This window comes from Sphingomonas sp. R647 (genome assembly GCF_020177055.1).
GTDB lineage: Bacteria > Pseudomonadota > Alphaproteobacteria > Sphingomonadales > Sphingomonadaceae > Sphingomonas.
The window spans coordinates 343,551-370,422 of sequence record NZ_JAIQXT010000004.1 but is presented as its reverse complement, the minus strand read 5'-3'; the positions used below and the strand labels follow the sequence as shown (position 1 = coordinate 370,422).

Genomic DNA, 26,872 nt, shown 5'->3' with positions numbered 1-26,872 from the left:
GATGAGTAAGCCGCGCGCCACCCCCGACGCACCCCGCCGCAGCAACCGTGTTCGCGCCGTCGCGGATCTGGTGCCCGATGTCGGTCGCGTCGCGTTCCGCAAGTTCGGCTTCATCCAGAGCGCCGTGCTCAGCCGCTGGAGCGAGATCGTCGGCGAGCGTTATGCTGGCGTCTCCTCGCCCGAATCGATCCGCTTCCCGCGCGGTGAGCGGTCGAACGGCGTGCTGAGCCTCGTCGTTCAGGGCGCCCACGCCCCGATGATGCAGCATATCGCGCCCGAGATCGTCGACCGGGTGAACCGTTTCTTCGGCTATCCCGCCGTCGCCCGCGTCGCGATCCGCCAGGGCGAGGTCACCCGCTCGGCAAAACCCGCCGCGCCGCTACCCGCCGCCCCCATTCCTGCTGAACTCGGCGACAGCCTGCGCGCGATCGTCGATCCCGAATTGCGTGCGGTTCTCGAAGGGCTCGCGGCGGGCGTCGCTGCGCCTGTGCTCAAACTTGGAAAGATCGACTGATGCGTCTGTTCGCCCTCCTCGCCCCGCTTGCCGTTGCCGCGCTCGTTGCCGGCGGCGCAACCGCGCAACAGCCCAAAAAGGCGCCCGCAGCGCGCGATTGGTCGACGCATGTCGTGCAGGCCCCGTCCGGCGCCTATCTGATCGGCAATCCGGCGGCGAAGGTGAAGCTGGTCGAATATATCAGCTACAGCTGCGGCCATTGCGCCGAGTTCATCGCCGAATCGAAACTGCCGCTCAAGGACGGCTATGTCCGCCGCGGATCGGTGCGGATTGAGGTGCGGCACGCGGTGCGCGATCCGATCGACATGGCGGCCGCGCTGCTCGCCCGCTGCGCCGGGCCGCAGGGCTTTTCCGGGGCGACCGACGCGATCTTTGCCGATCAGCGGTCGTGGTTCCGGATCGGATCGCAATGGTGGAAGACCAATGAGCCGGCACTCCAGTCGCAGCCGCCACTGGCCCGGTTGAAGGCGGTGGCCGAAGCGTCGGGCCTCAGCCCGCTGATGCGCGGTCGCGGCATGACCCAGGCGCGGATCGACCAGTGCTTTGCCAACCCGGCCGACCTCGATCGCCTGAGCGCGATGGCCGAAGCCTCGTGGAAGGTGATCAAGGGCACGCCGACCTTCGTGGTCAACGGCAAGACCGGTGGCGGTGGCCATTGGGATACACTCGAACCCGAACTGCGCGCCGCCGGCGCGCGCTGATCTATCCCCCCAAAGCGTGGAGACGTGACTTGAAGCGAATTGCAATCGGCCTGGTATCGGCGATAGCGCTGGCCAGCTGCAGCGGCGGCGAAGACGCAGGCAACAACACCGCAGCCGCGCCGGCCGCCCCGGTCGCGGGCGCATCCGCCCCCTCGGGCACCCAGTGGGTCGACACCGTCGTCAAGACGCCCGAGGGCGGCTTCCGCATGGGCAACCCCGATGCGGCGATCAAGCTGATCGAATATGGCTCGCGCACCTGCGGCCATTGCGCCAATTTCGCGATCACCGGCATGGAGCCGCTCAAGGCCTATATCGCGACCGGCAAGGTCAGCTTCGAATTCCGCGACTTCCTGCTCAACCAGATCGACGTCGGCGCGGCGCTGGCCGGCCAGTGCGCCGGTCCAGCCACCTTCTTCCCGATCCTCGACCAGATGTTCGCCGAACAGCAGACGTTGATGAGCAACGGGCCGAAGCAGGGCGACCCCTTCATCCAGCAGGTCGAAGCGATGCCGCCGCAGCAGCGCGTCGCCGCAGTGGCGGAAAAGTTCGGCTACCTCGCCTTCGTCCAGCAGCGCGGCGTGCCCGAGGCGCAGGCGCGCGCGTGCCTCGCCGATCAGGCCGCGACCGAAGCGCTGGTGAAGGCGGCCGAGACTGGCCAGAAGGAGTATAACATCTCCGGCACCCCGACCTTCATCCTCAACGGCAAGGTGCTGGAAAACACCGGCACCTGGCCGCAGGTCGAAACCGCGCTGAAGGCAGCAGGCGCCTGACCATGACCCGTGGGCGGGGCCGCTGATATGCAGATCAAGCGGCTCCGCCTGACGGGGTTCAAAAGCTTCGTCGACCCCGCCGACCTGCGCATCGAACCGGGGCTGACCGGCATCGTCGGCCCCAATGGCTGCGGCAAGTCCAATCTGCTCGAAGCGTTGCGCTGGGCGATGGGCGAGAACAGCGCCAAATCGATGCGCGGCGCGGGGATGGAGGACGTGATCTTCGCGGGCACCGCGACCCGTCCGCAGCGCGACTTTGCCGAAGTCTCGATCCTCGCCGAACAGGCTGGCGGCCCCGATGAAGGCGAGCTGGAAGTCGTCCGCCGGATCGAACGCGGCGCAGGTTCGGCCTATCGCATCAACGGTCGCGACGTCCGCGCCAAGGATGTCGGCCTGTTGTTCGCCGACTCCGCTACCGGCGCGCATTCCCCTGCCTTGGTCAGCCAAGGCCGGATCGGCGCGATCATTCAGGCCAAGCCCGGCGAGCGCCGCCAGATGCTCGAAGAGGCCGCCGGCATCTCCGGCCTGCATGTCCGGCGCAAGGACGCCGAGCAAAAGCTGCGCGCGACTGAGTCCAATCTTACCCGGCTAGACGAGATGATCTCCGACCAGGAGGCGCGCGCCGCCGCGCTCAAACGGCAGGCGCGACAGGCGGAGCGCTATCGCGAGCTGTCCGACCGCATCCGCGTGGCCGAGGCGCGGATGATCTTCGCCCGCTGGCGCGACGCCGCCGCCGCCGCCGATGCGGCGAAGAAGGAAGCCGCCGCCGCCGAGGCGCTGGTCGCCGAACGCACCGCCGCGCAGGAAAGCGCGCTCGCCGCGCAACAGGCGGTCGCAACAACGCTAGCTACGGCGCGTGCCGCTGCCCTTGCCCAGCGCGACCGCGCGAGCGAGGCGATGCACCGGCTGGCGACGCTACGCAGCGAACGCGCCGCGATCGACCGGCGCATTGCCGAACTGCACGATTCGGCCACGCGGCTGGAAACCGACAAGGAGCGCGAAGGCGCACTCGCCCGCGACGCCGCCGACGCGCTCGCCCGGCTCGACAGCGAGACGCAGGCGCTCGAGTCGCGCATCGCCGAAGCAGCGGCGCGGATGCCCGATCTCGATGCAGCGCTCGCCGACGCCGAACGCGCCGCGCGCGATGCCGAAGTGGCGCTGGCACAGGCACTCGCCGCCCAAGCCGCCGAGGCCGCCGAGACCCGCGTCGCCGAGGCCGCGCTCGCCGCCGCCCGCACCCGTGCCGAACGCGCGACTCGCGAGGCAGCGCGGGTCGATGCCGAAATCCGCGCGCTGGGCGATCCCGCCCCGCTCGCCGCCGACCGCCAGCGCGCCGCCGATGCGCGCGCGCAGGCAGCACATCAGGCCGAATCCGCGCGCACCGGCCTCGCGCGCGCCGATGCCGCCGAACGCGCCGCGATCGATTCGCGCAGCCGCGCTCAGTCCGCGCGTGCCGAGGCGCATGCCGAACTCGCTCAGCTCGACAGCGAAGCGGCGGCCCTGTCCAAAGCGACCCGGCCCAGCGGCAAGGAACGGCTGCTTGACCGGCTGACCGTGGCGCCCGGCTATGAACGCGCGCTCGCCGCCGCGCTGGGTGACGATCTGGAGGCCGGTCTGGATCCTACGGGCGAACGCCATTGGGCGGGGGCCGAGGCACTGCCCGGCGACCCGCCACCGCCGCGCGGGACCACCCCCTTGGCCGTCCACGTCACCGCCCCGCCCGCGCTCGCTCGACGGCTGGCACAGGTGCTGGTTGCCGAGACCGATGAAGGCCAGCCACTCGCGGTCGGGCAGCGGCTGGTGACGCTGATGGGCGTGCTGCGGCGCTGGGACGGTTATGTCGCGCGGTCGGGCGGCGCGGCAGCGGCGGAACGGCTGGAACGGGTCAACCGGCTCCATGCGATCGAGAAAGCCCGCCCCGCCGCAGTCCGCGCGGTCGATGCCGCCGACACCGAACTGACGCGGATCGAGGCCGAGATCGCCGAAGCGAAGCGCGCCGCGTCCGACTGCCGCCGCCTGCTGGACAGCGCGGAGACGACCGGGCGTGAGGCAGCCCGTGCTGAGGACCGCGCCGCCGCCGCGATCGAACGCCTCGATGCCCAGCGCGCCGACCTCGAAGGCCGCCGCGCCCGCACCGCCGCCGAGCAGGAGGAAGCCGCTGGCGAGGTCGCGCGGGCCGAAGCCGCCCGCGCCGCGCTGCCCGATGGCAGCGAAACCCGCGCCAAGGTCAGCGCGCTGTCGTCCGAGGCCGAACGGCGCCGCACCGCCGCCGCGACCGCGCGGGCCGAGCGTGGCGCGCTGGAACGCGACATCGCCGCCGCACGCGAACGCCTCGCCGCAGCGCAGGCCGAACGGCGCAGCTGGACCTCCCGCGCAGGCGAAGCAGCGCGCCGCATCGCCGAAATGGACGCCCGCGCAATCGAACTCGCCGAAGCCTCCGAGGCGCTTGCCGGTCGTCCTGCAGAACTCGACGCTGCGGTCACCGGGGCCGAACGCGCAAGCGAGGAAGCGCGCATCGAGAGCGCCGCCGCCCAGCTCGCCGAGCGCGAGGCCGAAGCAGAACTACGCGCCACCGAAGCAGCCGTCCGCGCCGCCGGCGATGCGTTGGGGGAGGCCCGGGAGCAGCGCGCCGGTGCCGTCGCGCGTGCCGAGAATCACGATTTGCGGCGGGTCGAAATGAACCGCCTGTCGGGCGAGCGTTTCGAATGTCCGCCACCCGTCCTGTCGCAGCGCGTCGGCTTCGATCCCGACAGCGTACGCGGCCCGCAGGACGAATCCGCGGCGCATGACCGGTTGATTGCCGAGCGCGAGCGGATCGGTCCGGTCAACCTCGTCGCCGAAACCGAACTGGCCGAACTCACCACCGCTGCGCAAACCGCCGCCGCCGAGCGCGACGAGCTGATTCAGGCGGTTCACCGGTTGCGCGGCAGCATCGGCACGTTGAATCGCGAGGGGCGCCAGCGGCTGCTGACCGCGTTCGAGGCGGTCGACCAGCATTTCCGCCGCCTGTTTTCCACATTGTTCAACGGCGGTCAGGCGCACCTCGCGCTGATCGATTCCGACGACCCGCTCGAAGCCGGGCTTGAGATCATGGCCCAGCCGCCGGGCAAGAAGCTCCAGTCGCTGACCCTGCTGTCGGGCGGCGAGCAGGCGCTGACCGCAGTCGCGCTGATCTTCGCCTTGTTCCTCACCAACCCCGCCCCGATCTGCGTCCTCGACGAGGTCGATGCGCCGCTGGACGACGCCAATATCGAACGATTCTGCGACCTGCTTGAAGCGATGACGCGCGAAACCGCGACCCGCTACCTCATCGTCACCCACAATGCCGCAACGATGAGCCGCATGCATCGCCTGTTCGGCGTCACCATGGTCGAACGCGGTGTCAGCCGGCTCGTCTCGGTCGATCTGGGCGGCGCCGAATCGCTGCTGGCGGCGGAGTGAGCTCCCCCGCCCGCCCCACCCGCTTCCGCCTCGCGCTGTTCGGGTTCGGGGACTTTGCGTTCAACCTTTACTGGCAGAGCGCAATGCTCTTCCTGCTCTTCTACTACACCGACGCCCTGGGGCTGCCGGTGGGGGTGGCGGCGACGATCTTCCTTGCCGCGTCGGTATGGGATGGCATCGCCAATTTCGCCGCCGGGTTGCTCGCCGACCGGCATGAGCCGCGCGGGGGACTGGGGCGGCTGATCGCATTGGGCGGTGTGCCGCTGGGGCTCGGTTTCATGCTTGCCTATCTGCCGCCGCTCGCGCCGGGCATCTGGGGGATGGTCGGCGTCTTTGCCGGCCATATCCTGTTCCGCACCGCCTATGCCTTTTTGAACGTGCCCTATCTCGCGATGAGCGCGCGGGTCAGCGCCGACAGCAACGATCGCGCGTTCGTTGCCGGCGTGCGCATGCTGTCGGGCACGCTCGCCGCGATCGTCGTCGCGCTCGGCACCGTTCCACTCGGCACGGGGCTGCTTGGCGCACAGGCTGCAGCGGACGCGTTTTTCGGCGCGGCGATCCTGTTCGCGCTCGCCGGGGCCGCGATCCTCGCCTTTGTCGGCCTGAGCTATCGCGAAGCCGACGTGCCGGAGCGCGCGGAGCCGGTCCCCGTGTTGACCGCATTGCGCGTGATCGCCGCCAATCGCGCCTTCGTCACGCTGAACCTCGCCATGATGGCGGTCATCGTCGCCGTGACGATCCTCAACAAGTCTGTCCTCTATTACTTCAAATATTTCCTGCACGACGAGGCGAGCGGACAGCTGGCGCTCGCATCAATGAGCGTGGTCAGCGCGGTGTCGGTGCCGCTATGGATGCTGCTCCGCCGGCGCATCGGCGCGCGCGGGCTGTGGTTCCTTGCCGCCGGTCTCGCCAGCGCCGGGCTCGCCGCATTCGCGCTGTTCGACATTCATCGCGCCGGGGTGATGCAGGCCTATCTGATGGCGATGCAGGCGATGATCGTCGGGCTGAACTTTGTGTTCTGGGCGATGCTGCCCAACACGATCGAGTATGGCGAACAGCGCACGGGCCTCCGCGTTGAGGGCGCAGTGTTCGGCATGGCGGCGCTGCTTCAGCGCGTCGCGATCGGCATCGCCACCGCGATCATCGGCTTTGGCTTCGATGCGGCCGGCTATGTCGCCAATGTCGAACAAAGCGCGGCGACGCTGACCGCAATGCGGCTGACCATCGGCGCGGTCCCGCTCGCCTTCCTCGCCTTTTCCTGCGTGATGATGGCGCTCAACCCGCTGGCGCGCGGGGCGCATGCGCAGATCGTCAAGGATCTGCGCCGCTAACTCCCCCTAATTCGGCACCGCCCCGGGGGAGGAGGGGGAGCTGGAGCGGTGCCGAATCCCGGACCAGGTCCGGGGCGCGCGGCCGTCAGGCCGCTACGAGGGTGAAGGTCGAATGCACGCCCTGCGCTTCCGCCGACGGCGCGATCCACACGTCGAACAGGCCCGGTTCGACCGTGGGCTTGAGGTCCATGCCGATGAACTGCAGGTCGCGGCGGCGCAGCACGAACCGCACCGTCTCGCTCGCGCCGGGGGCCAGCGCCAGCTTGCGGAACGCCTTGAGCTCGCGCACCGGGCGGGTGATGCTCGCAGCACGATCGCGGATGTAGAGCTGCACCACTTCCTCGATCGCGCGCGTGCCACGGTTGGTGATCGTCGCGGTGAACGCGATCTCGCCATCCCAGCCGAGCGTGCCCTGCTGCGGATTGAGGGCCGCATACTCGACCTTGCCGTAGGTCAGGCCGTGACCGAACGGATAGAGCGATGAGTTGGGCGCGCTCCGCCAGCGCGTCTTGTATGGCTCAAGCTTGTCGTCGCTCGGGTTCGGGCGGCCCGTCGGCTTGTGCGCATAATGATAGGGCTGCTGCCCCGACTCACGCGGGAAGCTGATCGGCAGGCGCGCCGACGGGCTGTAGTCGCCGAACAGCACGTCGGCGATGGCATTGCCGCTCTCCGACCCCAGGAACCAGGTTACGAGGATCGCGGGCGCGCTCTTGACCGCCCCCTCCAGCGCCAGCGCGCGGCCATTCTTGAGCAGCACGACGATCGGCTTGCCGGTCGCCGCCACCGCTTCGGCCAGCGCCATCTGCGGGGCAGGAACGGTGATGTCGGTGCGCGACTGCGCCTCGCCAGACATGTTCTCGGACTCGCCGATCGCGAGCAGCACGACATCCGCCGCATTCGCCGCAGCCACCGCCGCAGCGATGCCGCCGTCGAGCGGCTCTTCGACCTTCGAGCCGAGCGTCACCGTGACCGGTGCCGTCTTGCCCAGCGCATTGCGCACGCCGGTCGCCAGATCGATCGCCTGCTTGTTGTCGCCATAGACGCACCACGGGCCGTTAAGGTCGTGCTGCCCCTCGGCGAACGGGCCGATGATCGCGATCTTCTTGCCGCTCTTGGGCAGCGGCAGCAGGTCGCCGTCATTCTTGAGCATCACGATCGAACGCTTGCCCGCATCGCGCGCCAGCGCGAGACTTTCCTTGGTCCGCGTCCGCGCCGCTTCACGCTTTTCATCGATGCGGCGGAACGGGTCTTCGAACAGGCCGAGCTTGGCCTTGAGCGCCAGCACCTTGCGCACCGATTCATCGACACGCGCCATCGGCACCTCACCCTTTTCGACCAGATCGGGCAGGTGATCGCGGTAGAAGCCGCTGGTCATGCTCATGTCCACGCCAGCCATGAAGGCGAGCTTGGTCGCCTCGCGCGCGTCGGCGGCATAGCCATGCGCGATCATCTCCATGTCGCCGGTGTAATCGGACACGACAAAGCCGTCGAAACCCCATTCGTCGCGCAGAATCTTGCGCATCAGCCATTCATTGCCGGTCGCCGGGACACCGGACAGCTCGTTGAACGCCGCCATGGTCGTCGGCGCACCGGCAGCGAACGCAGCCTGGAACGGCGGGAAATAGACTTCGCGCAGCGTGCGTTCGGACACGTCGACGGTGTTGTAGTCGAGGCCCGCTTCCGCCGCGCCATAGGCAGCGAAATGCTTGGCGCACGCCATCATCGTGTCGATCGCCTTGAGGCTCTTGCCCTGGAATCCGCGCACGCGCGCTTCGGCGAACAGATTACCGAGCAGCACGTCTTCGCCCGAACCCTCGACGCCGCGGCCCCAGCGCTGGTCGCGCGCGATGTCGACCATCGGCGCAAAGGTCCAGTCGATGCCGGCAGCCGCCGCTTCGAACGACGCAGCCGCCGCCGCCTTTTGCGCCAGCAACGGCTCGAAGCTCGCGGCCTCACCCAGCGGGACCGGGAAGATCGTGCGATGGCCGTGGATGATGTCGGCGGCGAAGATCAGCGGGATTTTGAGGCGCGACTCCCGCATCGCCGCAGTCTGCATGACCCGGCACATGCGCGCGTTGTTGCCGTTGAACACGCCGGTGATGCGACCCTGGCGCACTTCATCGACCTGCTGGCCGAAATTGGCGTTGGAGCCGCTCGGCGGGTTCATCGCGATCGCCGCGCCGCCGCCCCATGCCGCCGCCATCAGGCTGAGCTGCCCCGCCTTTTCGGCGATCGTCATCTTGGCGATCAGCGCGTCGACGAACCCGGGGACCTCGATCTTGCCCGCTTCACCCATCAGCGCGCGCGCGGGGCTGTGCAGCCATGCGGCGACCGCACCTGCACCCATCAGGGCGGCGCGGCGGGAAATCCGGGTGTCGAGCATGTTGGTCCTCTCCTGAACGGGTCGCACCGGCAAGGGTACGGGAAATACGGATGGATGGCGCGCCTCGATTGAGGTTGTCGCGGCAAACCGTAACCGGTTACATGCCGTCTAACGATCGGATTTGCAATCGCGAATGACCCGGTGGAGAAGAACGTTCTCAAAATGGGGGTAGGCGGGAATGGGTGAGGCGACGATTCGGGATGTGGCACGGCACGCGCAGGTGTCGATCGCCTCGGTCTCGCGCGCGCTCAACGGCCTGGGCAATGTCCGCGCCGAGACCCGCGAGCGGGTGATCGCCGCTGCCGCCGAGCTTGGCTATGTCCCGCATGCCGGCGCGCGCAGCCTCAGCCTGGCCCGCGCGCACGCGATCGGGGTCGTGCTACCCGACCTGCATGGCGAGTTCTTCAGCGAGTTCGTGCGCGGGCTGGACCGCGAAGCGAGCCGGCGCGGCTATGTTATGCTGTTGTCGGTGATGCATGACGATAGCGAACAGGCGGCGATGGCGTTGCGGGCGATGCGCGGGCGCGTCGACGGGCTGGTGGTGATGGCACCGCATCTGTCCGAAGCGATGCTGCGCCGCGCGCTGCCGACCGGGCTCCCGGCACTGGTCATCCACGGCCCGCGTGCGATAACCGATCTCGCAACCGTACACCTCGACAATGGCACCGCGACCGACGCAATGGTCGCGCATCTGGTGGCGACCGGGCGCCGGCGGATCGTCCATATCGCAGGGCCAGAGGGCAATATCGATGCGAGCGAGCGCGCCAGCGCCTTTCGCGCCAGCATCGCCCGGCACCTGCCTGGGGTGGAGCCGATCATCCTGCCCGGCGATTTCGCCGAGGAAGGCGGCCAGGCCGTCGCGCGCGCGATCGTGACGGGTCAGATCGACAGCGATGCGGTGTTCGCGGCGAACGACATGATGGCGATCGGCTGCCTCAACGGACTGCGCGCTGCCGGGATCGACGTCCCTGGTCGCGTCGCGGTCACTGGCTTCGACGACATCCCGCTTGCCCGTTATCTTGGCGTCACCACGATGCGCGTGCGGATCGCCGAACTGGGCGAGGAGGCGATCGGCCGGGTGATCGACGTGCTCGAGGGCGAAGGGCCGGACACGCGCGCCGAGTTACATCAGGCGGAGCTGGTGGTACGGGCGACGAGCGCCGCCTAGCGAATCGGCACCGGCTTGCTGCGCTTCGACACGCCAGTCTCGTTGAACGCCTCCACCGCCGCATAATAGCCAACGCCCTTGTTCAGCGCGCGCAGGTCGAGTTTCGCCTGCGGGCCATCACCCAACTCATCTGCGAACACCTGATAGGTCAGCGTCAGCCGGTCCGGGCGGATGCCCCACATCACGTTGTAGCCGACCGCGCCCGGCACCTTGCGCCAGCTGATCCTGGCGTTGCGTTCGTCGGTGTCGCGGATCGCTGCGACCGCCCCTGGCATGGCAGGCGCGCGGCCATCGGCGATACCGAACACGCGCAGGTCGTTGATCGCCAGATGCGCGCCGCCGATATGGCCGTGGACATAACGGACAAAGCGGACCTTCGCCGGCGCCTCGAGCTGGAAATAGGCGTTCGGCCGGTCGCGGCGCGGAGCGTCTGTCTCTGCCAGCTTGGACCAGCTCTTGCCGTCGACCGATCCCTCCAGCCGGAACTCGGTATAGATGTCCGGCGCGTCGCCGTAGCGGCCGGACTTATAGTCGGCGAAATTGACCTGGATCGCGCGCACCGTCTTCGCCGCGCCAAGGTCCATCGTCAGCGTCTCACCCGCCTTCTTGCTCGCGGCGACCCAAAAAGTCCGCGGATTCTCGTCCGCCGCGCGGCTGGCGTCATACTCACCCAACGTCGAGGATGCGGTCAGCGCCTTGCGGTACGACAGCAGCATCCAGCCGGTGAACAGCCCCTCGATATCCTCGACCTTGCCCTCGGGCATCCAGTGCGGGAAGTCGCCGAAGCGCGACGATGCCCACATCTGCCCATCGGCCTCGAACCGCGTCGGGAACAGGTTGATCCGCCGCTCGAACGTCCAGTTGTGGCCGAGCCAGGGCGTGCCGCTGTTCCACCAATTGCCGTGGTGGTCCTGCACCGTCGAGCCATGCCCCGCGCCCTCGACGAACCCGCCGGGCTTGTAGGCGACGGGATTCCACGGCGCATATTCGAACGGGCCAAGCGGCGATTTCGAGACGTACGCGCCATTCGCATAGGCGTTATACTCTGTCCCCGGCGCGCCGTACTGAAGGTAATAGGTGCCGGCGACCTTGGTCATCCACGCGCCTTCCATGAACGGCTTAATCGCCGTCCCGTCGGGCAACGTCCCCGAATGATCCTGTCCGAACCGCTCCCAGCCATGATTGTCCGGGTCGAGCTTGAACGCCTCGGTCGCGCGGCCCTTGTAGATCATCCGGCCGTCCTTGAACTCGATCTCAAGGCCGTAGAGCGGGAAGACGTTGGACGATCCCCAATAGAAATACCATTTGCCGTCATCGTCCAGGAACAGCGCCGGATCCCACGGCCCCGGCGGGACGTCGCCCGGCTTCATGTTCGCTTCGCCACCCGGCCACACCTGTCCCGGCAGGCGCGGCATGCGGCGCACGAAATAGTCGAGCTTGCCCGTCTCCGGCGCGTCGGAGACATAGACCGACCCCGGCTCCATCATCGACGGCATCAGGTACAGCCGCTCGCCGTCTGACCAGGCGGCGGGGGCGACGAAGCCGCCCTTTTCCCAGCGGCTCGGCGTGATGAAGGTCCAGTCGATCAGATTGGGCGAGCGCCAATAGCCCTCGGCGAGCGTCTGGAAGAGATAATAGGCGTCCTTGTGCCGGATGATCACCGGATCGGCGCCCGTGCGGTACGAGATATCCTCGTTCACCTGCTCGTAATTGTAGCGGTAATCGAGGTCGATCGGGTTGACGTAGGTGCGCTTGCCCGGCTGCGCGGTCGCGGTGCCCGCCGCACACAGGCTTACCAACACCAAAGCAAGGGTCGCACGCACCGATCATCTCCCAACACAAACGCTGCCGGGGCTGTAACCGGTTACACCAGCAAGCGGAACCCCGAAGGAGGCCGGGGCGTCGCCACCCCGGCCATCCATCGGTTATTCCCACCAATAGGCGCGGCGCTTCACAGTGCCGGTGTCGACCTCGTTCATCGTGCGCGGGTCGTACATCCGCCCGCCCAGCATGACGCGGTGGATCTTGTCGCTGTTGCGGATGTCCGCAGTCGGATCGGCGTCGAGGACGAGCAGGTCGGCAAGCTTGCCCGGCTCGAGCGACCCGACATCCTTGGCGTAGCCCAGCGATTTCGCCGAATCGATCGTGCCGGTGCGCAGCGCCTCGACCGGCGTCATGCCGCCGCGCACGAACGACCACAGTTCCCAATGCGCGCCGATCCCGGCCTGTTGCCCATGCGCACCGATCGCGACCAGCTTGCCTGCCTGCATCACCTTCTTCGCCTCGCGCGCAGCCTCGTCATCGACGAAGTTGCTTTCGGGCGCCTTAGTCACCCGCATCGTTTCGGCGCGCAGCTGGGCCGGGGGCGTGTGCACCATCAGCGGGTTTTCCCAGACATTGGTCGCCTGTCGCCAATAGGGGTCACCCGCCAGGCCGCCATAGGTGACGACCAGCGTGGGGGTGTAGTTGGTGTCGCTCTGCCCAAAGAACTGCAGGACGTCCTTGTAGAACACCTCGCCGGGCACATTATGCTCCAGCGTCGAGTTGCCATCGGCGATCAGGTTCATGTCCATACCGAACAACGACCCGCCCTCGGCCACCACCTGCATTCCCTCCGCCCGCGCGGCGGCGACGACCATCTGGCGCTGCTCACGGCGCGGCTGGTTGTAATTCTTCACCGAGTAAGCGCCCTGCGCCTTCAGGCGGCGGACATGGTTGAGCGCGTCCTCATAGCTGTCGATCTGCGCGTACACGCCCGCGGCACGCGCGCCATAGACGATCTCACCGGTCGAAAAGAGGCGGGGAGCGAGGATCTTGCCCGCCTGCTGCATCTCCGCCGCGGCAAAGACATGCGCCGCCTGGCTCGACGGATCGTGCAGCGTGGTGGTGCCGAGCGCCAAGTTCTGGAGCAACGACCAGTTCTGCTGCGGGATCAACTCGTCGGTGCCATAGGGGCCATGCGCATGCGCATCGACGAGACCCGGGATGATCGTCTTGCCAGTCACATCGACGGTCTTGGTCCCGGCGGGCAGCTGGATCGCGGCGGTCGGTGCGACCGCGACGATACGATCGCCCTCGATCACGATTGTGCCATTCTCGATCACGCCGCCATCGGCCCCGGCCATGGTGACGATCCGCGCGCCGGTGAGCGCGACGGTGCCGCTCGCCTTGGCTGCCTTGACCTCCATCGCCATCGAGCTGGTGCGCGGGGTCACGGTGACCTTCGCGCCACCGGGTGCCGAGGCGAAGAATGCGCTGCGGTCGGCGGTGTACAGCGTCGGGCCAAGGCTCCAGTGCAGCCGCGCACCGTCGCCCGACCAGGTGATGTAATCGCCGCCATCGCTGCTCACCCGCACCACCGGCAGCGCATCGCCCTTCGGCGCGACCGCGACCTGCTGACCACCGGGCATCAGCGGCATCGCGAACACCTGATAATTCTGGCGGAAGGCGACGCTCTTGCCATCCGGTGCGACGATGAATTCGGTGGCGAGTTCACCCGCGGCATGGACGCGCTTGCCCTCACCATTCAGGTCGGTCGAGACGAGCTGGAGCTTCTCACCGCCCTCGACCATGAAGATGCGGTCGTTCGATGCGCCATATTGCGGGCGCGACAGGCTGCGCGTGACCATCACAGGCATGCCGCCAGCGGTCGGGACGCGATAGACGCCGGGATTCTCACCCCATTTGGGCGCAGTCAGCCCGCCGCCATCGCCCTTTTCGAACACGATCGTCTTGCCGTCGGGGGAGAATTGCGGCCGCGCATAATGGCCCGGCTGCTGCGTCACGCTACGCGCCGCGCCGCCGGACGCCGCGACCACGCGGATTGAGGCGAGGCTTTCGTCATTCCACTGGACGAAGACGATCGAGCGCCCGTCGCGCGACCATGAAGGGAACAGCTCCATCCCCGCGCCATCGGCGAGGTTGGTGAGCCGCTTGGCCGTTCCGCCCGCGACCGGCTTCACCCACAATTTGCCGAGGCTCTCGAACACCAGCTGGCTGCCATCGGGCGAGACAGTGGCGAAACGCGGCATCTTCGTCGTGAAGCTCGCCGGAGCGACCGCGATCTGCGGGTGCGGGGCGTCGGCGACTGCGCGGGTGTCGGCGACGCGGAACGGGATCACCGCAGCGTTGGCACCATCGGCATCGACGCGGCGGATCTTGCCGCCCGCCCAGAACACGATCGACTTGCTGTCGGGCGTCCAGTCGATGTTGGGATAGACGCCGGTGACCGCCCAGGTTTCCTGTACGTCCTGATCGAGCGCGCCATACACGATGCGCTCGGCACCGCTCGCCAGATCCTTGACCCACAGCTTGGACTTGCCCGCCTCACGCCGGACAAAGGCGATGGACTTGCCATCGGGCGAGGGCGCCGGGCGCACCGATCCGCCGAGGCCCGACACCGCCGTCGTCGCCTCGCCGGTCTCGAGGTCGTAGCGCTCGATATTGAACAGGTTGGTGTTCGAATCCTGCGCATATTCGAAGATCGGGCCGGACGTGATGTTGCGGGTGAAATACACCCCCTTGCCGTCCGCCGAATAAATCGGCTCGCCCAGTTCCTTCTGGTGCCGCTCGTTCGGGCGCTTGACCAACTGCACACCCGCCCCGCCCGAGACGTGGTAGAGCCACACCTCCCCCGTGCCGAGCGAGCGGCCGGTGGTGAAGTGCTTCTTGGCGACGATATATTGCCCGTCCGGCGACCAGCTCGGCTGGTTGAGCAGGCGGAAATCCTCCTTGGTCAGCTGACGCTTGTCGCTGCCATCGGCATTCATGATCCAGATATTGTCCCCGCCGCCGCGGTCGGAGGTGAAGGCGATGCGGCGGCCGTCGGGCGAGAAGCGCGGATGCACCTCCCACGCCATGCCTTCGGCGACCCGCGTCGGCGTGCCGCCTGCGATCGGCATGGTGTAGATGTCGCCGAGCAGCGCAAAGGCGACGCTCTTGCCATCGGGGCTTACATCAACGTCGATCCAGGTGCCTTCGTCGGTCTCGATCTTCGCCTGCTTCAGCGTCGCGCCCTGCGGCGCGTTGACGTCCCATTTGGGCTTTTCGGCGGGCTTGTCCTGCGCGTTTGCCTGACCAATGACGAAAAGCGCGGCGAGGACGCCGGCGACCGACTGACGCATATAGGACTCCCTGAATATGTTCTGGGAGCAGTTGGTAACGGGCGAAACCGGACCCGTCACCCGCGCTTCGTCGAAAAGTGGAGTTGTTTTCGGCATTGCGGCACCGGCCCGCCCCCCCACCCGGCCACCCAACGACAGTGTATTCTATGGGTGGCCGGGTGGGGAGCGGGCCGGTGCCGCCTCGGCGTCAGCCGAGCAAAACAGGCAAACTACCGCTTCAGCAGGAACACCGCGTGTTCGGCGCGGAAATTGGCGGCGGCGGAGCTGGTCAGCTGGTCGCCCGACAGGAACCAGGCCTGCTCGACCGTGATCCCGCGCTCCCGCACATAGGCGCGGAAATCGTCGATCGTGACATGGTGGATATTCGGCGTCTCGTACCACGCCACCGGCAACAGCCGCGTGACCGGCATCCGCCCGCCCCACAACAGCGACAGCCGCACCCGCCAATGCGCGAAATTGGGGAAGGACACGACCGCACGCTCGCCGATGCGCAGCAGATGGTCGAGCACGACGTGCGGCCGCATCGTCGTCTGCAGCGTCTGGCTGAGGATCGCATAGTCGAAGCTGGCGTCGGGATAATCGGCAAGATCGGTGTCGGCATCGCCCTGAATCACCGAAAGCCCGCGCCCCACGGCCGACGCGACATTATGCGCGTCGATCTCCAGACCGCGCGCATCGCATCCCCGCCGGTCACGCAGCGCCGCCATCAGCGCCCCGTCGCCACAGCCGACATCGAGCACCCGGCTGCCCGGCGCGACATTGGACGCGATGATCGCGAGGTCGGGGCGGAGCGCGGTCATTCGCCCGCCCTCAAAAACCCATCGACCACCCGGTTCAACTCGGGCGCTTCGAGCAGGAAGGCGTCATGGCCAAAGGGGGAGGACAGCTCGACGAAGCTGACCGGCGCGCCAGCCGCGTTGAGCGCATGGACGATGCTGCGCGAGTCGCGGGTCGGGTAGAGCCAGTCGGTATCGAAGCTGACGAGGCAGAAGCGCGCCTTGGTCTCGCGGAAGGCGTTGGCGAGCACGCCGCCATGCTCTTCGGCGAGGTCGAAATAGTCCATCGCGCGGGTGATGTAGAGATAGGCGTTGGCGTCGAACCGGTCGACAAAGCTCAACCCCTGATGGCGCAGATAGGATTCGACCTGAAAATCCGCATCAAAGCCGAAGGTCTTGGCTTCACGCGCCTGCAGCTTGCGCCCGAACTTTTCGGTCAGTCCCTCTTCGGAGAGATAGGTGATGTGCGCCGCCATCCGCGCCACCGCGAGACCCGACGCAGGCGGCTCGCCCTCATAATAGGCGCCGCCATTCCAGCGCGGATCGGCCATCACCGCCTGTCGCCCGACTTCGTGGAAGGCGATGTTCTGTGCCGAATGGCGTGCAGTCGATGCGATCACCACCGCCGCCTCGACCCGGTCGGGGAAGGTTGCGGGCCAGCTCAGCGCCTGCATGCCGCCCATCGACCCGCCGACCACGGCCTTGAGCCGCTGGACGCCGAGATGGTCGAGCAGCATCGCCTGCGCGCGCACCATGTCGCGAATAGTGATGACGGGAAAACTCATGCCCCAAGGGGCGCCCGTTGCCGGGTTGACCGTCGCCGGTCCCGACGATCCCATGCAGCTGCCCAGCACATTGGCGCAGACGATAAAGTGCCGCGCCGGGTCGATCGGCTTGCCCGGCCCGATCATGCGCGTCCACCAGCCGGGCTTGCCGGTGATCGGGTGGGTCGACGCGACATGCTGGTCGCCGGTCAGCGCATGGCAGATCAGGATCGCATTGCCGCCATCCGCCGCCAGCTGCCCATAGGTTTCATAGGCGATTTCGACCGGCGACAGCAGCACGCCCCCGTCAAGGCGCAGCGGCCCCGGAAGCGTCACGCGGCGGTCGAGGCCAAAGCGCACATCGTCGGACATCGCCGCGTGCCTAGAAGCCGCGCGGCCCGCGTTCAAGCGGTTCGCGCGGGGATGGTCCGTCCGAGGATCGCCTGCGCCGCCAGCCGCCCGGTCTGCGCGCCACCATTCATGTAGCCGGGAAAGGCGTCCGACAGATGCTCGCCGGCAAAGATCACGCGGCCGAGCGCCGGGGCGGCCTGCACCGCAGCGCCATCGTCGCCCTCCATCCACAACAGCGACCCGAAGCGGGTGAGGTGTCCGGGGGGATAGCTGCCATAGGAGCCGCCGATCAGGGGATCGCGGTGCCAAGCGGTGCGCCGCACCGGCGCATCGGCACAGGCGGCGGCAAGATCGCCGAGCGCCGTGCGCGCATCGGTCGCATAGCGCGCCGCGAGCGTCTGTGCGGAGATGCTATCATCGGTGGCGTCGCCGCCCAGATACCAGGTCCACACCGGTGGCCCTTCGACGCCGCGCACGCTGCCGTCCCAACCGCTCGCCCAGCTGCCGCGAGCCCCGGCATGCCAAACATCGCCGCCCCCGCCGATCGCATCGCGCCAGCGTGCCGAATCGGCGACCGCCAGAATCTTCTCGTTCCGCCCAAGCGTCATCGCCTGGATGAACCGACGCCACTGGGCTGGCAGCGGCACCGCAAAGTCGATCTGCCGCGTCCTCGGGGCCGGGACCGCGATAATCACCGCATCCGCGCGCACGGTCGCGCCATCGGCGAAGCTCAGCGTGACGCCCCCGGTCGCGTGAGCGACCCGGCGCAGCACGCGGCCGGTTTCGATCTGCGGGGCATGCCGGGCGGCTAGCGCGTCGATCAGCGTCGTGCTGCCCCCGGCAATGGCATAGCGCTCGTCCGACCCGCCCAGAATGTCGGCGCGTTCGCCCTCTACCGTCGGCAGGTTGAACAGCAGCGAGAGCGCCGAAGTCGCGTCGGGCTCGGCACCATATTCGGTCCGCCCCGTCGCTTCGAGCAGACCGCGTACCCAGGCGGCGGGCAGCAACCCCGCATGACGATCGAGATAGTCCGCGACCGAGATCGCATCGAATGCACGCAGGGCCGCAGGGTCGGCGTCGATCCGGTCGGCATCGCGGCCGATCTGTGTGGCAATCGGCCCGAGCGCGTCGGCCAGTTCGGCCTCTGCCACGGTGCGGCCGCCGGTGACCACGATACTACGATGCGGTTCAGCCTTGCGGTCGATCAGTTCCGCGCCGAACCGCTCGGCGAGCGCGCGGATATCGTCATGGTCGCTGTTGACCAGCTGAGCACCCAGTTCAAACGCGGGCGCGGTTCCGGTCTTTTGCGTAAAGATGCGACCGCCGAGCCGCTCGCCCGCTTCGTACAGCCGGGCGTCGACGCCTGCTTCGCGCAGATGATGGAGCGCGGCCAGGCCCGCAATGCCGCCGCCGATAATCGCGACTCGACCAATGCCCGTGCGCGCCGGTGCCGCAGTAGGGATCGCAGCGGCGACACCCCCGGCGGCAAAACCCTTGAGCAGCGCGCGCCGGGTGGCGCCGGGCTGAGTCGAAACCGGCGCAGCCTCACCCGCTGCGGCCAGATTCCGCCGCCGCGCCGCCGCCAGTGCACTCCAGAACAAACCCCCGCTTCGCATCCCACCCCCGGTTTCGTTGCGCCGGGCGTAGCGCCATGACCTTGCTATTGCGTAACCATTGGGCAAAGGGGTCGGCCATGACTGGACCGACCCCCAAGCCGTGGATCATGGACATTGCCCCCTATGTACCGGGCAAGTCGAAGACCGATGATGGCCGCAAGGCGATCAAATTATCGTCGAACGAAAATCCGCTCGGCACCTCGCCCGCCGCACGCGCAGCCTTTGCAACTGCAGCGGACAGCCTGGAGCGCTATCCCGACGCGAGCGGCACCGAATTGCGTGAGGCGCTGGCGGCGAAGCATGGGCTCGATCCCGACCGGATCATCTATGGCAATGGATCGGACGAAGTGCTGCACCTTGCCGCCGGCGCATTCGCCGGGCCGGGCGACGAGATCATCTATGTGAACTACGGCTTCACCGTCTACCCGATCGCGACCAAGCGCGTCGGCGCTGTGCCGGTGGTCGCGCCGGACAAGGATTACGCGACCGATGTCGACGCGATCCTCGCCAGCGTCACCGACAAGACGCGAATCGTGTTCGTCGCCAACCCCAACAACCCGACCGGCACCCATGCCAGCCGCGAAGAGATCGCGCGCCTCCACGCCGGGCTGCGCGACGACATCCTGCTCGTCCTCGACCATGCCTATGCCGAATATATCGATGGCGACATCGACGATGGCGGGATGGAGCTGGCGATGACCGCATCCAACGTGCTGGTCACGCGGACCTTCTCCAAGATGTACGGCCTTGCCGCCGAGCGCATCGGCTGGGGCTATGGCGCGCCTGCGATCATTGAGGCGATGCACCGCATCCGCCTGCCGTTCAGCATCACCATCGCCGGGACCGCAGCCGCCATCGCGGCGCTCAATGACGACGCGTTCGTCGCACGCTGCAAGTCGGGGAATGCCCAATGGCGCCGCTGGTTCAGCGACGAGATCGCCAAGCTCGGCAATGCTGGCCTTCGCGCGGTGCCGAGTCAGGCGAACTTCGTGCTGGTGCTGTTCGAGGGCACGCTGACCGGCGAAGCCGCGTACAAGGGGCTGATGGACGCGGGCTATATCGTCCGCTGGCTGCCCGGTCAGGGCCTGCCCCATGGGCTGCGCATCACCATCGGCAATGAGGAAGATACGCGCGCGGTCGCGGCGATCCTGCAGCAGCTGGTGGCCGCCGCCGACGCCGAATGAAGCGCTTCGGCATCATCGGCTTCGGCCGGTTCGGTCAGCTCGCCGCCACGCATTTGCGCGATCATTTCACGGTGGTCGTGCATGATTCGCGCGATAGTGCCGAGGATGCGACGCGAATCGGTGTCGCAACCGCGCCACTGGAAGACGTGGCCGCGAGTGACGTCGTCATGCTCGCTGTGCCGGTGCAGGCGATCGAGAGCACACTCGCGGCGGTTGCCCCGCATGTGCGGCCCGGCGCACTGGTCGTGGACGTGGCCTCCGTCAAGATGCTCCCCGCCCGTTGGATGGCCGAGGCGCTTCCGACAAGCGTCGATATCGTCGCCACCCACCCACTGTTCGGCCCGCAGAGCGCGCGGCGCGGGCTGGCGGGTCAGCCGTTGGTCGTCTGCCCGGTACGCGGCGAGGCGCATCATCGCGTTGCCGAATTCGGGCGTAAGCTCGGCCTCAAGGTCTCGATCACCAGCGCCGAAGAGCATGACCGCGAAATGGCCTATGTTCAGGCGCTGACGCATTTGATCGGCCGGACGTTGGTCAATGTCCGCATCCCCGACGAAGAGCTGAAGACCGACAGCTACCAGCATCTGCTGGAGCTATGCGCGCTGATCGGCGATGATAGCGAAGAGCTGTTCTTCGCGATCCAGAACCTCAATCCGTTCGCGGGCGAGATCACGCAGCAGTTTATCGGCGAGGCGAATGGCCTGCTCGCCCGCGCGCTCAAGGCCGGGAACCGCAGCGCGGCGGATTAGTCCGAGAAACCCGGCTCGAACGCGTTGATCCGGCGATGCACCGCTGCTTCGATTTCCTCGCGGGGCAGGCCGGGTGGAAGCGGATCGCCATAAAGGAACGTGACGGTGCCGGGACGCTTTGGCCCCTGGCGCGGCCAGACCTTCCCCGTCTCGCAGGCCACCGGGATCACCGGCAGCTTGATCGCGCGGTAAAGGCCGGCAAAGCCCGAGCGCAGCGGCGGCGTTTCGCCCGGCGGCGTGCGGGTTCCTTCGGGAAAGATCACCACCGACCTGCCCTCCGCGACTGCAGCGCGGGCTTCCTTCATCATCGCGCGCAGGGCCTTGGCCGATCCGGCGCGGTCGATCACGATCACACCATATTGCCGCGCGACCCAGCCCCAGACCGGGATGCGCGCGAGCTCCTGCTTCATCACGATCGCGGGCGCATCGAGCATAGCGGCCATCGCCAGCGTCTCGTACATCGCCTGATGCTTGACCGCATAGAGCGCGGGGCCTTCGGCGCGCTGCCCCGCGACCGCGACTCGAATGCCGAGGATCTGGTGCGCGAGCAGCAGCCCCAGCCCCGCCCAGGCCATCGAATAGCGGCGGATTCGCTGCGTGCCGAACAGGGCGATGATCGGTGCGGCGAGCACGATCGGCACCGACAGGCCGTAGAAGATGATCGAGAAGATCAGCGTGCGGATGCGGTCAGCCATTGCCGATCCCGAACAGCAAAGCGAAGCGGCGCACCAGATATTTGTGATATTCGCGCAGCAGCATCGACCAGCTGGCGGTGGTGCGGACGCCATCGCCGCGGATCTCGACATCGGGACCGAGCGCATTGGCCAGTTCGAGCTTGGCGCGCGGGACGTGCCAGTCGGCGGTGACCAGTCGCACGGACTTGTAACCATGCTTCGCAACCCATGCGGCGGTCTCGTCGGCGTTGGAGCGGGTATCGACCGCCTCATGCCCCAGGTCGATGCAGCAGCGGAACAGGCGCGGCGAGGTCTTGTACTCGACCGCCAGCTCGATCGGACGCACGGTCGGATCGGTGCCGGTGATCAGCATCCGCTTGGCGCTCTTCGCCTGAAGCAGCGTGATTCCGCGATCGATCCGCCCCGGCCCGCCGGTCGGGACGACGATGGCATCGGTCCTCACTTCGGAATCGAGCGGCTTGCCCAGCGACAGCATGAACAGGCCGAAGCCGATCGCCCAGGCGAGGATGAGCAGGAGCGGGATGCGCCAGATCACAGCGTGCGCCCCAATGTCCGCAACACCGCGACCCGCGCAGCCGCCATCGCCAGCAACGCAAAGGCGAGCGGCACCAGCGCGAGCAGCACCCAATCGGCATCGGCGAGCGCGATGCTGCCGAGCAATTCGGAGCCGAGCGCCGACGTCTGCCGCCCGAGCAGCCACACTGCGCCCAATGCCGCCATCGTCCCGATCACCCCGCCAAGCAGCGTGTCGAGCGCGATGCGGCGCTGGAACAGGCGCGCGACCTGAGTGTCGGTCGAGCCCAGCATGTGCAGCACCGCGATCGTGTCGCGATGCGTATCGAGCCCGGCGCGCGCGGCAAGCAGCACCACTGCTGCGGTCGCGGTCGCCATCAGCAGCACCAGCCCCGCCGCCGCCCAGGTCAATGTCGCGATGAAGCCGGCAACCGGGGAGAGCCATTGCGCATGCTGGTCCACCTGCGCCGCGGGCGACACCGCCCGCGCGGTCTGGCGTACCCGTGCGATCAGCGCCGGATCGCCCGCGCGCAGATCGACGTCGATCATCGCAGGCATTGGCAGCTCCGCATCGAGCCCGGTGTCGCCAAGCCACGGGCGCAGCAGCTCTGCCAGCCGCGCGCGATCGACCTCGGTCACCTGAGTCACGCCGGGGATCGCGCGGATGCGCTCGACCAGCGCGCGGGCATTGGCGTCCCGCCGCGCGGCGTCCGCCTCGACCAGCTGGACCGTCAGCCGCCCGGCGAGCTGGCGGTCGAGCGAGCGCCCCGCCCCGGCCATGCCAAAGCCAAGCGCTCCGGCCAGCACGGTCAGGAACAGCATGATCGCCATGATCCACACCATCGCGCGGGTCCGCTGCCCGTCATCGAGCCAGCGATGATGCGGGCGCGCCCGACCGATCGCCATCATGCCTCCCCCCGATCAGGCGGGAAGCGCAGCGCGCCGGTGGGGTCGAGCAGCCGCCCCTTTTCGATCCGCATCATCCGCGCATCGGGAATGCGATTGAGCAAGTGGAAGTCGTGCGTCGCAACCACGACGGTGGTGCCGAGCCGGTTGAGCGAATCGAACAGGTGCAGCAGGCGTTCGGCCATGTCGGGATCGACGTTGCCGGTCGGCTCGTCCGCCACCAGCATCTCGGGCCGGGTAATCACCGCGCGGGCGATGGCGATACGCTGTTGCTCGCCGCCCGACAGCGTCGGTGGTTTGGCCTTGCCGCGATCGGTGAGGCCGACCCAGGCGAGCATTTCGCGCACCGGCGCCTCGATCTCCGCCTCCGGCATCCCGGCGACGCGCAGCGGGAGGGCGATATTGTCATAGGCCGAGAGGTGCGGGAGCAGGCGGAAGTCCTGGAACACCACCCCGATGCGGCGGCGAAAGCCGGGTAGGCGGCGGCGTGGCAGCGCGCCCGCATCCTCGCCGAACAACCGCACCACGCCGCGCGTCGGCCGCTGGGCAAGGTAGAGCAGCTTGAGCAGCGACGTCTTGCCCGCGCCCGATGCGCCGGTCAGGAAATAGAACGCGCCTGCGCTGAGCGTGAAACTGACGTCGCTCAGCGTTTCGGTCCCGGTGCCATAGCGCAGGCCGACATTCTCAAACTGAACGATATTGGCCATGTGCCGGCGTCGGCCGCTCCTGATCCTTCTGCCCCGCCGTCAGCCATCGCACAGCCAACCGGCCCGCTCAAGCACAGCCGCAGCCGCGCGACTCGGGCCTTGCCATTCCCGCGCGGCGGGTGTTTAGATTCGGGACTGGCGGCTGCCCGTTTTGGGTTGATGGCTGCCTAGCAACGCGTGCCGCCATGATCCTCGAATGCCCCGAATGCCGAACGCGCTATTTGGTCCCCGATACCGCCATCGGCGGTGACGGTCGGACGGTGCGTTGTGCCAGCTGCAAGCATAGCTGGTTCCAGGCCCCGGCCGGAGGCGCGGCGAGCGTCGCAAAGCCCGCCCCCGATGTGGTGCGCGCGGACGCCTATTCGCAGCCAGCCCCGGTCGAGGACAAGCCGCGCGAATACGACCCGTTCGCGCATGAGCCGCCGTTCAAGCCGCGCCGCAATCCCGAGAAGCGCTGGACCGCCGCCGCCGCCATCGCCGGCCTGTCGATGGCATTGGGTGCGGGCGCGATCATCTGGACCGGCGCACCCGGCCTAGCATCGCAACTGGGCCTGCCGATCGGCGCGGCGCAGACACCATTGATCTTCACCGCCCAGTCGGTCGAGCGCAAGCCGCGCCTCAATGGCGGGGAGCTGTTCGTGGTCAGCGGACAGGTGATGAATCCGACCAAGGAGACGCAGCGCGTCCCCAACATCCTGGCCGAGCTGCGCGACGCGAACAACACGATCGTCTATAGCTGGACGATTACCCCGGACCCGCGCACGCTGCCGGCCGGTGGAAGCCTCGACTTCAACAGCGGCAAGCTCGACGTGCCGCAGACCGGCAAGACGATCCAGTTCAGCTTTTCCGGCGAAGGCGGCGAATAGTCCACCATAGCCGGCCGCCGTTGAGCAACGCGGCGGCGACCATCCCGCTGCCCGACGCCCAGACCAGCCCCATCGGACCCCAGCCATGCTGGACCGTCCACAGCCCGATCGCGCCGGTCAGCACGAAGAAGGCAAGGATGCCGTTGATCCCGGCCGCAACCTGATCCCCCAGCGAGCGCAGCGCATAGACGAACACCACCTGAAGCCCGTCGAACAGGATGAACGGTGCCCATAGCGCCAGCATCAGCGCGGCGAGCGTGGCGACCTCTGCCGACGCCGGGAAGCCCGACACGATCAGCAGCGGCGCGAAGGTCAGCGGAAGCGCGAGCAGGCCGAGGATCAATGCCGCCAGCACTGCGCCAATGGCGGTGCGGGGTCCCGCCTGGGCCGGCACGCCCTCCCCCACCGCATTGCCCACGCGCACGCCGACGGCCGAGCCGATGCCAAGCGCGAAGGCGAAGGTGACGTTGTGGACCGAGAAGACGATCTGGAACGCGTGGGTGACCGATTCGCCGAGCTGGGTCGACAGCGCGATCAGGATCGAGAAGCCGGCAAGTTCCAGCCCCGACGCGACCGCCGGCACCGCGCCGAACGCCAGCAGCCGGCCGACGCCGCGCCACATCTCCGGCGTGCCAAGGTCGCTCCAGTCGCGTACGCCGCGCTCCTTCGCGCGGGGCAGAGTGAGCGCGGCGATGGTCATGGCGACAGCGCCGACGATCGTGGCGATGACGGTCGCGCTCGCCGCGCCGACCGCGCCGAACTGCGGCAGGCCGAACTGGCCGGTGGCGAGAATCCAGGCGAGCACCGCGTTCAAGGGCAGGATCGAAAGGTTGACCGCCATCACGCGGCGCGGGCGGCTGACGCCTTCGAGGAAGAAGCTCGCGGCGACGATGATCAGCTGGAAGGGGTAGGCGAGCGCCATGGTCTGGACGACGCGCGCCGCTTCGGGAGCGATGCCGGGATCGACGCCGACGCCGCGCAGCATCGGCAAGGCGAAGACGAACAGCAGCGCGCCGCTGATCAGGCCGAGGATGCCGCCGAGCACGAGGCCCTGCCGCAGCACCGCGCCGGTGGCGGGAAGGTCCTTGGCCCCATCGGCGCGGGAGGAGAAGACGAGGACGCCGGTGAGCCAGCCCAATGCCACGACGATACCGATAAAGGTCAGCGTGCGGCTGGCGCCGAGTGCTGCGACCTCATGCGTTCCGACCAGCCCGACGACGATCACGTCGGTGACGTGGAGGATCGTCCAGTTGAGGCCGGTCAGCACCACCGGCCAGGCCAGCGCGAGGATGCGGCGGATTTCCGCGCGGGTTTCGGGGGTCAGCGTCATGGGGCCGCTGCCTTAGCCGCAGAGTGCCGCGGAAAAAAGGGAGGTTGCATGCCCCCCGGCCCTTTGCTAGGGGCCGCTGCCTTACCCGCCTCCGGTCTGATCCGGTGTGCGAAATCCGTGCGGCCATGGCGGAATTGGTAGACGCGCAACGTTGAGGTCGTTGTGGGCGAAAGCCCGTGGAAGTTCGAGTCTTCTTGGCCGCACCATTTCAGAAAAAATTCAAATAAATTAACCCCTTAAGGGGTGATCGGCGCGCCGCATGTGCCGCGCGCCGATTTGTGTTTGATAGGTTCGGCACCAGCCCGCTCCCCCACCCGGCCACCCATAGAATACACTTGCGTTGGGTGGCCGGGTGGGGGAGCGGGCTGGTGCCGCCCCAAGATCAGAACGGCACGTCGTCGTCGAGATCGTCGGGGAAGCCGCCGCCCGCAGCGCCGCCGCTGGCCGCGCCACCGCGCGCCGCGCCGCCGCCGAAGCCACCACTGGCGTTGCCGCCGCCATAGCCACCGCCACGGCTGCTCGACTGGCCCGCGAACGAATCATCGCCGCCGCCCCAGTCATCGCCGCCGCGGCTGCCGCCGCCACCGCCAGCGCCGCCGCCCTGTGCGCCGCCGGGTCCGTCGAGCATCACCAGCTTGGCATCGAAGCCCTGGAGCACGATTTCGGTCGAATAGCGGTCCTGGCCCTGCTGATCCTGCCATTTGCGGGTCTGGAGCTGGCCCTCAAGATAGACTTTCGAGCCCTTGCGCAGATAGCGTTCGGCGACGTTGGCCAGTCCCTCGGAGAACAGCTTGACCGTGTGCCATTCGGTGCGCTCCTTCTTCTCGCCGCTGTTGCGGTCCTTCCACGATTCCGACGTGGCGACGCGCAGTTCGACCACCTTGCCGCCGTTGGAAAAGGACCGGCTTTCGGGATCGCGCCCGAGATTGCCGACCAGGATGACCTTATTGACGCTGCCCGCCATATTCACTCCGCTTGTAAATCGAT

21 protein-coding genes and 1 tRNA gene are annotated in these 26,872 nt (G+C 67.9%); 10 read left to right on the top strand and 12 right to left on the bottom strand.

What is annotated here, in order from left to right; translation table 11 throughout:
- Position 1: 1 nt before the first annotated feature.
- Genes K9B35_RS11920 through K9B35_RS11900 form a run of 5 tightly spaced genes read left to right on the top strand, consistent with a single transcriptional unit; the run spans position 2 to position 6,757 of the window.
- Positions 2-514: a DUF721 domain-containing protein gene (locus K9B35_RS11920; protein ID WP_224922058.1), complete on the top strand. Its 513-nt coding sequence runs from the start codon at positions 2-4 to the stop codon at positions 512-514.
- Positions 514-1,215, top strand: a complete 702-nt coding sequence (locus tag K9B35_RS11915; protein ID WP_224922057.1) for a DsbA family protein — start codon at positions 514-516, stop codon at positions 1,213-1,215. Before K9B35_RS11920 ends, K9B35_RS11915 begins: the two co-directional genes overlap by 1 nt.
- Positions 1,216-1,244: 29 nt before the next feature.
- The gene (locus K9B35_RS11910; RefSeq protein WP_224922056.1) at positions 1,245-1,985 is read left to right on the top strand and encodes a thioredoxin domain-containing protein; all 741 of its coding nucleotides are present in this window, start codon (positions 1,245-1,247) and stop codon (positions 1,983-1,985) included.
- A gap of 27 nt (positions 1,986-2,012) precedes the next feature.
- Complete coding sequence (locus tag K9B35_RS11905; RefSeq protein WP_224922055.1) at positions 2,013-5,426, top strand: chromosome segregation SMC family protein; 3,414 nt, start codon at positions 2,013-2,015, stop codon at positions 5,424-5,426.
- Positions 5,423-6,757: an MFS transporter gene (locus tag K9B35_RS11900; protein WP_224922054.1), complete on the top strand. Its 1,335-nt coding sequence runs from the start codon at positions 5,423-5,425 to the stop codon at positions 6,755-6,757. Before K9B35_RS11905 ends, K9B35_RS11900 begins: the two co-directional genes overlap by 4 nt.
- 85 nt (positions 6,758-6,842) lie before the next feature.
- Here the strand turns inward: K9B35_RS11900 and K9B35_RS11895 are convergent, their stop codons facing one another.
- Entirely contained in the window at positions 6,843-9,140 is a 2,298-nt protein-coding gene (locus tag K9B35_RS11895; RefSeq protein WP_224922053.1) for a glycoside hydrolase family 3 N-terminal domain-containing protein, read from the bottom strand.
- 178 nt (positions 9,141-9,318) lie between these two features.
- Between K9B35_RS11895 and K9B35_RS11890 the strand changes: the two genes are divergently transcribed.
- Positions 9,319-10,308, top strand: a complete 990-nt coding sequence (locus K9B35_RS11890; RefSeq protein WP_224922052.1) for a LacI family DNA-binding transcriptional regulator — start codon at positions 9,319-9,321, stop codon at positions 10,306-10,308.
- Here the strand turns inward: K9B35_RS11890 and K9B35_RS11885 are convergent.
- The 5 genes from K9B35_RS11885 to K9B35_RS11865 all read right to left on the bottom strand — a co-directional run bounded on the left by K9B35_RS11885 (position 10,305) and on the right by K9B35_RS11865 (position 18,938).
- Positions 10,305-12,131, bottom strand: coding sequence for a family 43 glycosylhydrolase (locus K9B35_RS11885; protein WP_224922051.1), 1,827 nt, complete (start codon positions 12,129-12,131; stop codon positions 10,305-10,307). The genes K9B35_RS11890 and K9B35_RS11885 overlap by 4 nt on opposite strands.
- 102 nt (positions 12,132-12,233) lie before the next feature.
- On the bottom strand, positions 12,234-15,431 hold the full coding sequence (locus K9B35_RS11880) for an amidohydrolase family protein (protein ID WP_224922050.1): 3,198 nt from the start codon (positions 15,429-15,431) through the stop codon (positions 12,234-12,236).
- A gap of 209 nt (positions 15,432-15,640) precedes the next feature.
- Positions 15,641-16,231 (bottom strand): methionine biosynthesis protein MetW, encoded by a 591-nt coding sequence (gene metW, locus K9B35_RS11875; protein WP_224922049.1) that lies wholly within the window; start codon positions 16,229-16,231, stop codon positions 15,641-15,643.
- Positions 16,228-17,343 carry a homoserine O-acetyltransferase MetX gene (gene metX, locus K9B35_RS11870; RefSeq protein WP_224922048.1) on the bottom strand — a complete coding sequence of 372 codons (1,116 nt, stop codon included), beginning with the start codon at positions 17,341-17,343 and terminating at the stop codon, positions 16,228-16,230. Before metX ends, metW begins: the two co-directional genes overlap by 4 nt.
- 32 nt (positions 17,344-17,375) lie before the next feature.
- Complete coding sequence (locus tag K9B35_RS11865; RefSeq protein WP_224922047.1) at positions 17,376-18,938, bottom strand: flavin monoamine oxidase family protein; 1,563 nt, start codon at positions 18,936-18,938, stop codon at positions 17,376-17,378.
- Positions 18,939-19,015: 77 nt separating this feature from the next.
- Between K9B35_RS11865 and hisC the strand changes: the two genes are divergently transcribed.
- The gene (gene hisC / locus K9B35_RS11860) at positions 19,016-20,122 is read left to right on the top strand and encodes a histidinol-phosphate transaminase (RefSeq protein WP_224922046.1); all 1,107 of its coding nucleotides are present in this window, start codon (positions 19,016-19,018) and stop codon (positions 20,120-20,122) included.
- Positions 20,119-20,868, top strand: coding sequence for a prephenate dehydrogenase/arogenate dehydrogenase family protein (locus tag K9B35_RS11855; RefSeq protein WP_224922045.1), 750 nt, complete (start codon positions 20,119-20,121; stop codon positions 20,866-20,868). The genes hisC and K9B35_RS11855 overlap by 4 nt, the downstream gene beginning before the upstream one ends.
- Here the strand turns inward: K9B35_RS11855 and K9B35_RS11850 are convergent.
- The 4 genes from K9B35_RS11850 to ftsE are packed head-to-tail and all read right to left on the bottom strand — an operon-like array spanning position 20,865 to position 23,689.
- Positions 20,865-21,563 carry a lysophospholipid acyltransferase family protein gene (locus K9B35_RS11850; protein WP_224922044.1) on the bottom strand — a complete coding sequence of 233 codons (699 nt, stop codon included), beginning with the start codon at positions 21,561-21,563 and terminating at the stop codon, positions 20,865-20,867. The genes K9B35_RS11855 and K9B35_RS11850 overlap by 4 nt on opposite strands.
- Complete coding sequence (locus K9B35_RS11845) at positions 21,556-22,098, bottom strand: YdcF family protein (RefSeq protein ID WP_224922043.1); 543 nt, start codon at positions 22,096-22,098, stop codon at positions 21,556-21,558. Before K9B35_RS11845 ends, K9B35_RS11850 begins: the two co-directional genes overlap by 8 nt.
- A complete protein-coding gene (locus K9B35_RS11840) occupies positions 22,095-22,982 on the bottom strand; it encodes a cell division protein FtsX (protein ID WP_224922042.1) in 888 nt (295 codons plus the stop codon). The genes K9B35_RS11845 and K9B35_RS11840 overlap by 4 nt, the downstream gene beginning before the upstream one ends.
- Entirely contained in the window at positions 22,982-23,689 is a 708-nt protein-coding gene (ftsE, locus tag K9B35_RS11835) for a cell division ATP-binding protein FtsE (RefSeq protein ID WP_224922041.1), read from the bottom strand. The genes K9B35_RS11840 and ftsE overlap by 1 nt, the downstream gene beginning before the upstream one ends.
- Positions 23,690-23,874: 185 nt before the next feature.
- Here ftsE and K9B35_RS11830 point away from each other — a divergent pair, with 185 nt between their 5' ends.
- Positions 23,875-24,555: an MJ0042-type zinc finger domain-containing protein gene (locus tag K9B35_RS11830; RefSeq protein WP_224922040.1), complete on the top strand. Its 681-nt coding sequence runs from the start codon at positions 23,875-23,877 to the stop codon at positions 24,553-24,555.
- Here the strand turns inward: K9B35_RS11830 and K9B35_RS11825 are convergent.
- On the bottom strand, positions 24,527-25,885 hold the full coding sequence (locus K9B35_RS11825) for an MATE family efflux transporter (protein ID WP_224922039.1): 1,359 nt from the start codon (positions 25,883-25,885) through the stop codon (positions 24,527-24,529). The genes K9B35_RS11830 and K9B35_RS11825 overlap by 29 nt on opposite strands.
- Positions 25,886-26,004: 119 nt before the next feature.
- Between K9B35_RS11825 and K9B35_RS11820 the strand changes: the two genes are divergently transcribed.
- A tRNA-Leu gene (locus tag K9B35_RS11820) sits at positions 26,005-26,091 on the top strand.
- Between the two features lie 176 nt (positions 26,092-26,267).
- Here the strand turns inward: K9B35_RS11820 and ssb are convergent.
- A complete protein-coding gene (gene ssb / locus K9B35_RS11815) occupies positions 26,268-26,849 on the bottom strand; it encodes a single-stranded DNA-binding protein (protein ID WP_224922038.1) in 582 nt (193 codons plus the stop codon).
- Positions 26,850-26,872: the final 23 nt, after the last annotated feature.

Bases quoted from the DNA above. Each gene is read 5' to 3' on its own strand.
- K9B35_RS11920 (WP_224922058.1), top strand. From the start codon at position 2: ATGAGTAAGCCGCGCGCCACCCCCGACGCACCCCGCCGCAGCAACCGT.
- K9B35_RS11915 (WP_224922057.1), top strand. From the start codon at position 514: ATGCGTCTGTTCGCCCTCCTCGCCCCGCTTGCCGTTGCCGCGCTCGTT.
- K9B35_RS11905 (WP_224922055.1), top strand. From the start codon at position 2,013: ATGCAGATCAAGCGGCTCCGCCTGACGGGGTTCAAAAGCTTCGTCGAC.
- K9B35_RS11895 (WP_224922053.1), bottom strand. From the start codon at position 9,140: ATGCTCGACACCCGGATTTCCCGCCGCGCCGCCCTGATGGGTGCAGGT.
- K9B35_RS11890 (WP_224922052.1), top strand. From the start codon at position 9,319: ATGGGTGAGGCGACGATTCGGGATGTGGCACGGCACGCGCAGGTGTCG.
- K9B35_RS11880 (WP_224922050.1), bottom strand. From the start codon at position 15,431: ATGCGTCAGTCGGTCGCCGGCGTCCTCGCCGCGCTTTTCGTCATTGGT.
- metW (WP_224922049.1), bottom strand. From the start codon at position 16,231: ATGACCGCGCTCCGCCCCGACCTCGCGATCATCGCGTCCAATGTCGCG.
- metX (WP_224922048.1), bottom strand. From the start codon at position 17,343: ATGTCCGACGATGTGCGCTTTGGCCTCGACCGCCGCGTGACGCTTCCG.
- K9B35_RS11865 (WP_224922047.1), bottom strand. From the start codon at position 18,938: ATGCGAAGCGGGGGTTTGTTCTGGAGTGCACTGGCGGCGGCGCGGCGG.
- hisC (WP_224922046.1), top strand. From the start codon at position 19,016: ATGACTGGACCGACCCCCAAGCCGTGGATCATGGACATTGCCCCCTAT.
- K9B35_RS11855 (WP_224922045.1), top strand. From the start codon at position 20,119: ATGAAGCGCTTCGGCATCATCGGCTTCGGCCGGTTCGGTCAGCTCGCC.
- K9B35_RS11850 (WP_224922044.1), bottom strand. From the start codon at position 21,563: ATGGCTGACCGCATCCGCACGCTGATCTTCTCGATCATCTTCTACGGC.
- K9B35_RS11840 (WP_224922042.1), bottom strand. From the start codon at position 22,982: ATGGCGATCGGTCGGGCGCGCCCGCATCATCGCTGGCTCGATGACGGG.
- ftsE (WP_224922041.1), bottom strand. From the start codon at position 23,689: ATGGCCAATATCGTTCAGTTTGAGAATGTCGGCCTGCGCTATGGCACC.
- K9B35_RS11830 (WP_224922040.1), top strand. From the start codon at position 23,875: ATGATCCTCGAATGCCCCGAATGCCGAACGCGCTATTTGGTCCCCGAT.
- K9B35_RS11825 (WP_224922039.1), bottom strand. From the start codon at position 25,885: ATGACGCTGACCCCCGAAACCCGCGCGGAAATCCGCCGCATCCTCGCG.
- ssb (WP_224922038.1), bottom strand. From the start codon at position 26,849: ATGGCGGGCAGCGTCAATAAGGTCATCCTGGTCGGCAATCTCGGGCGC.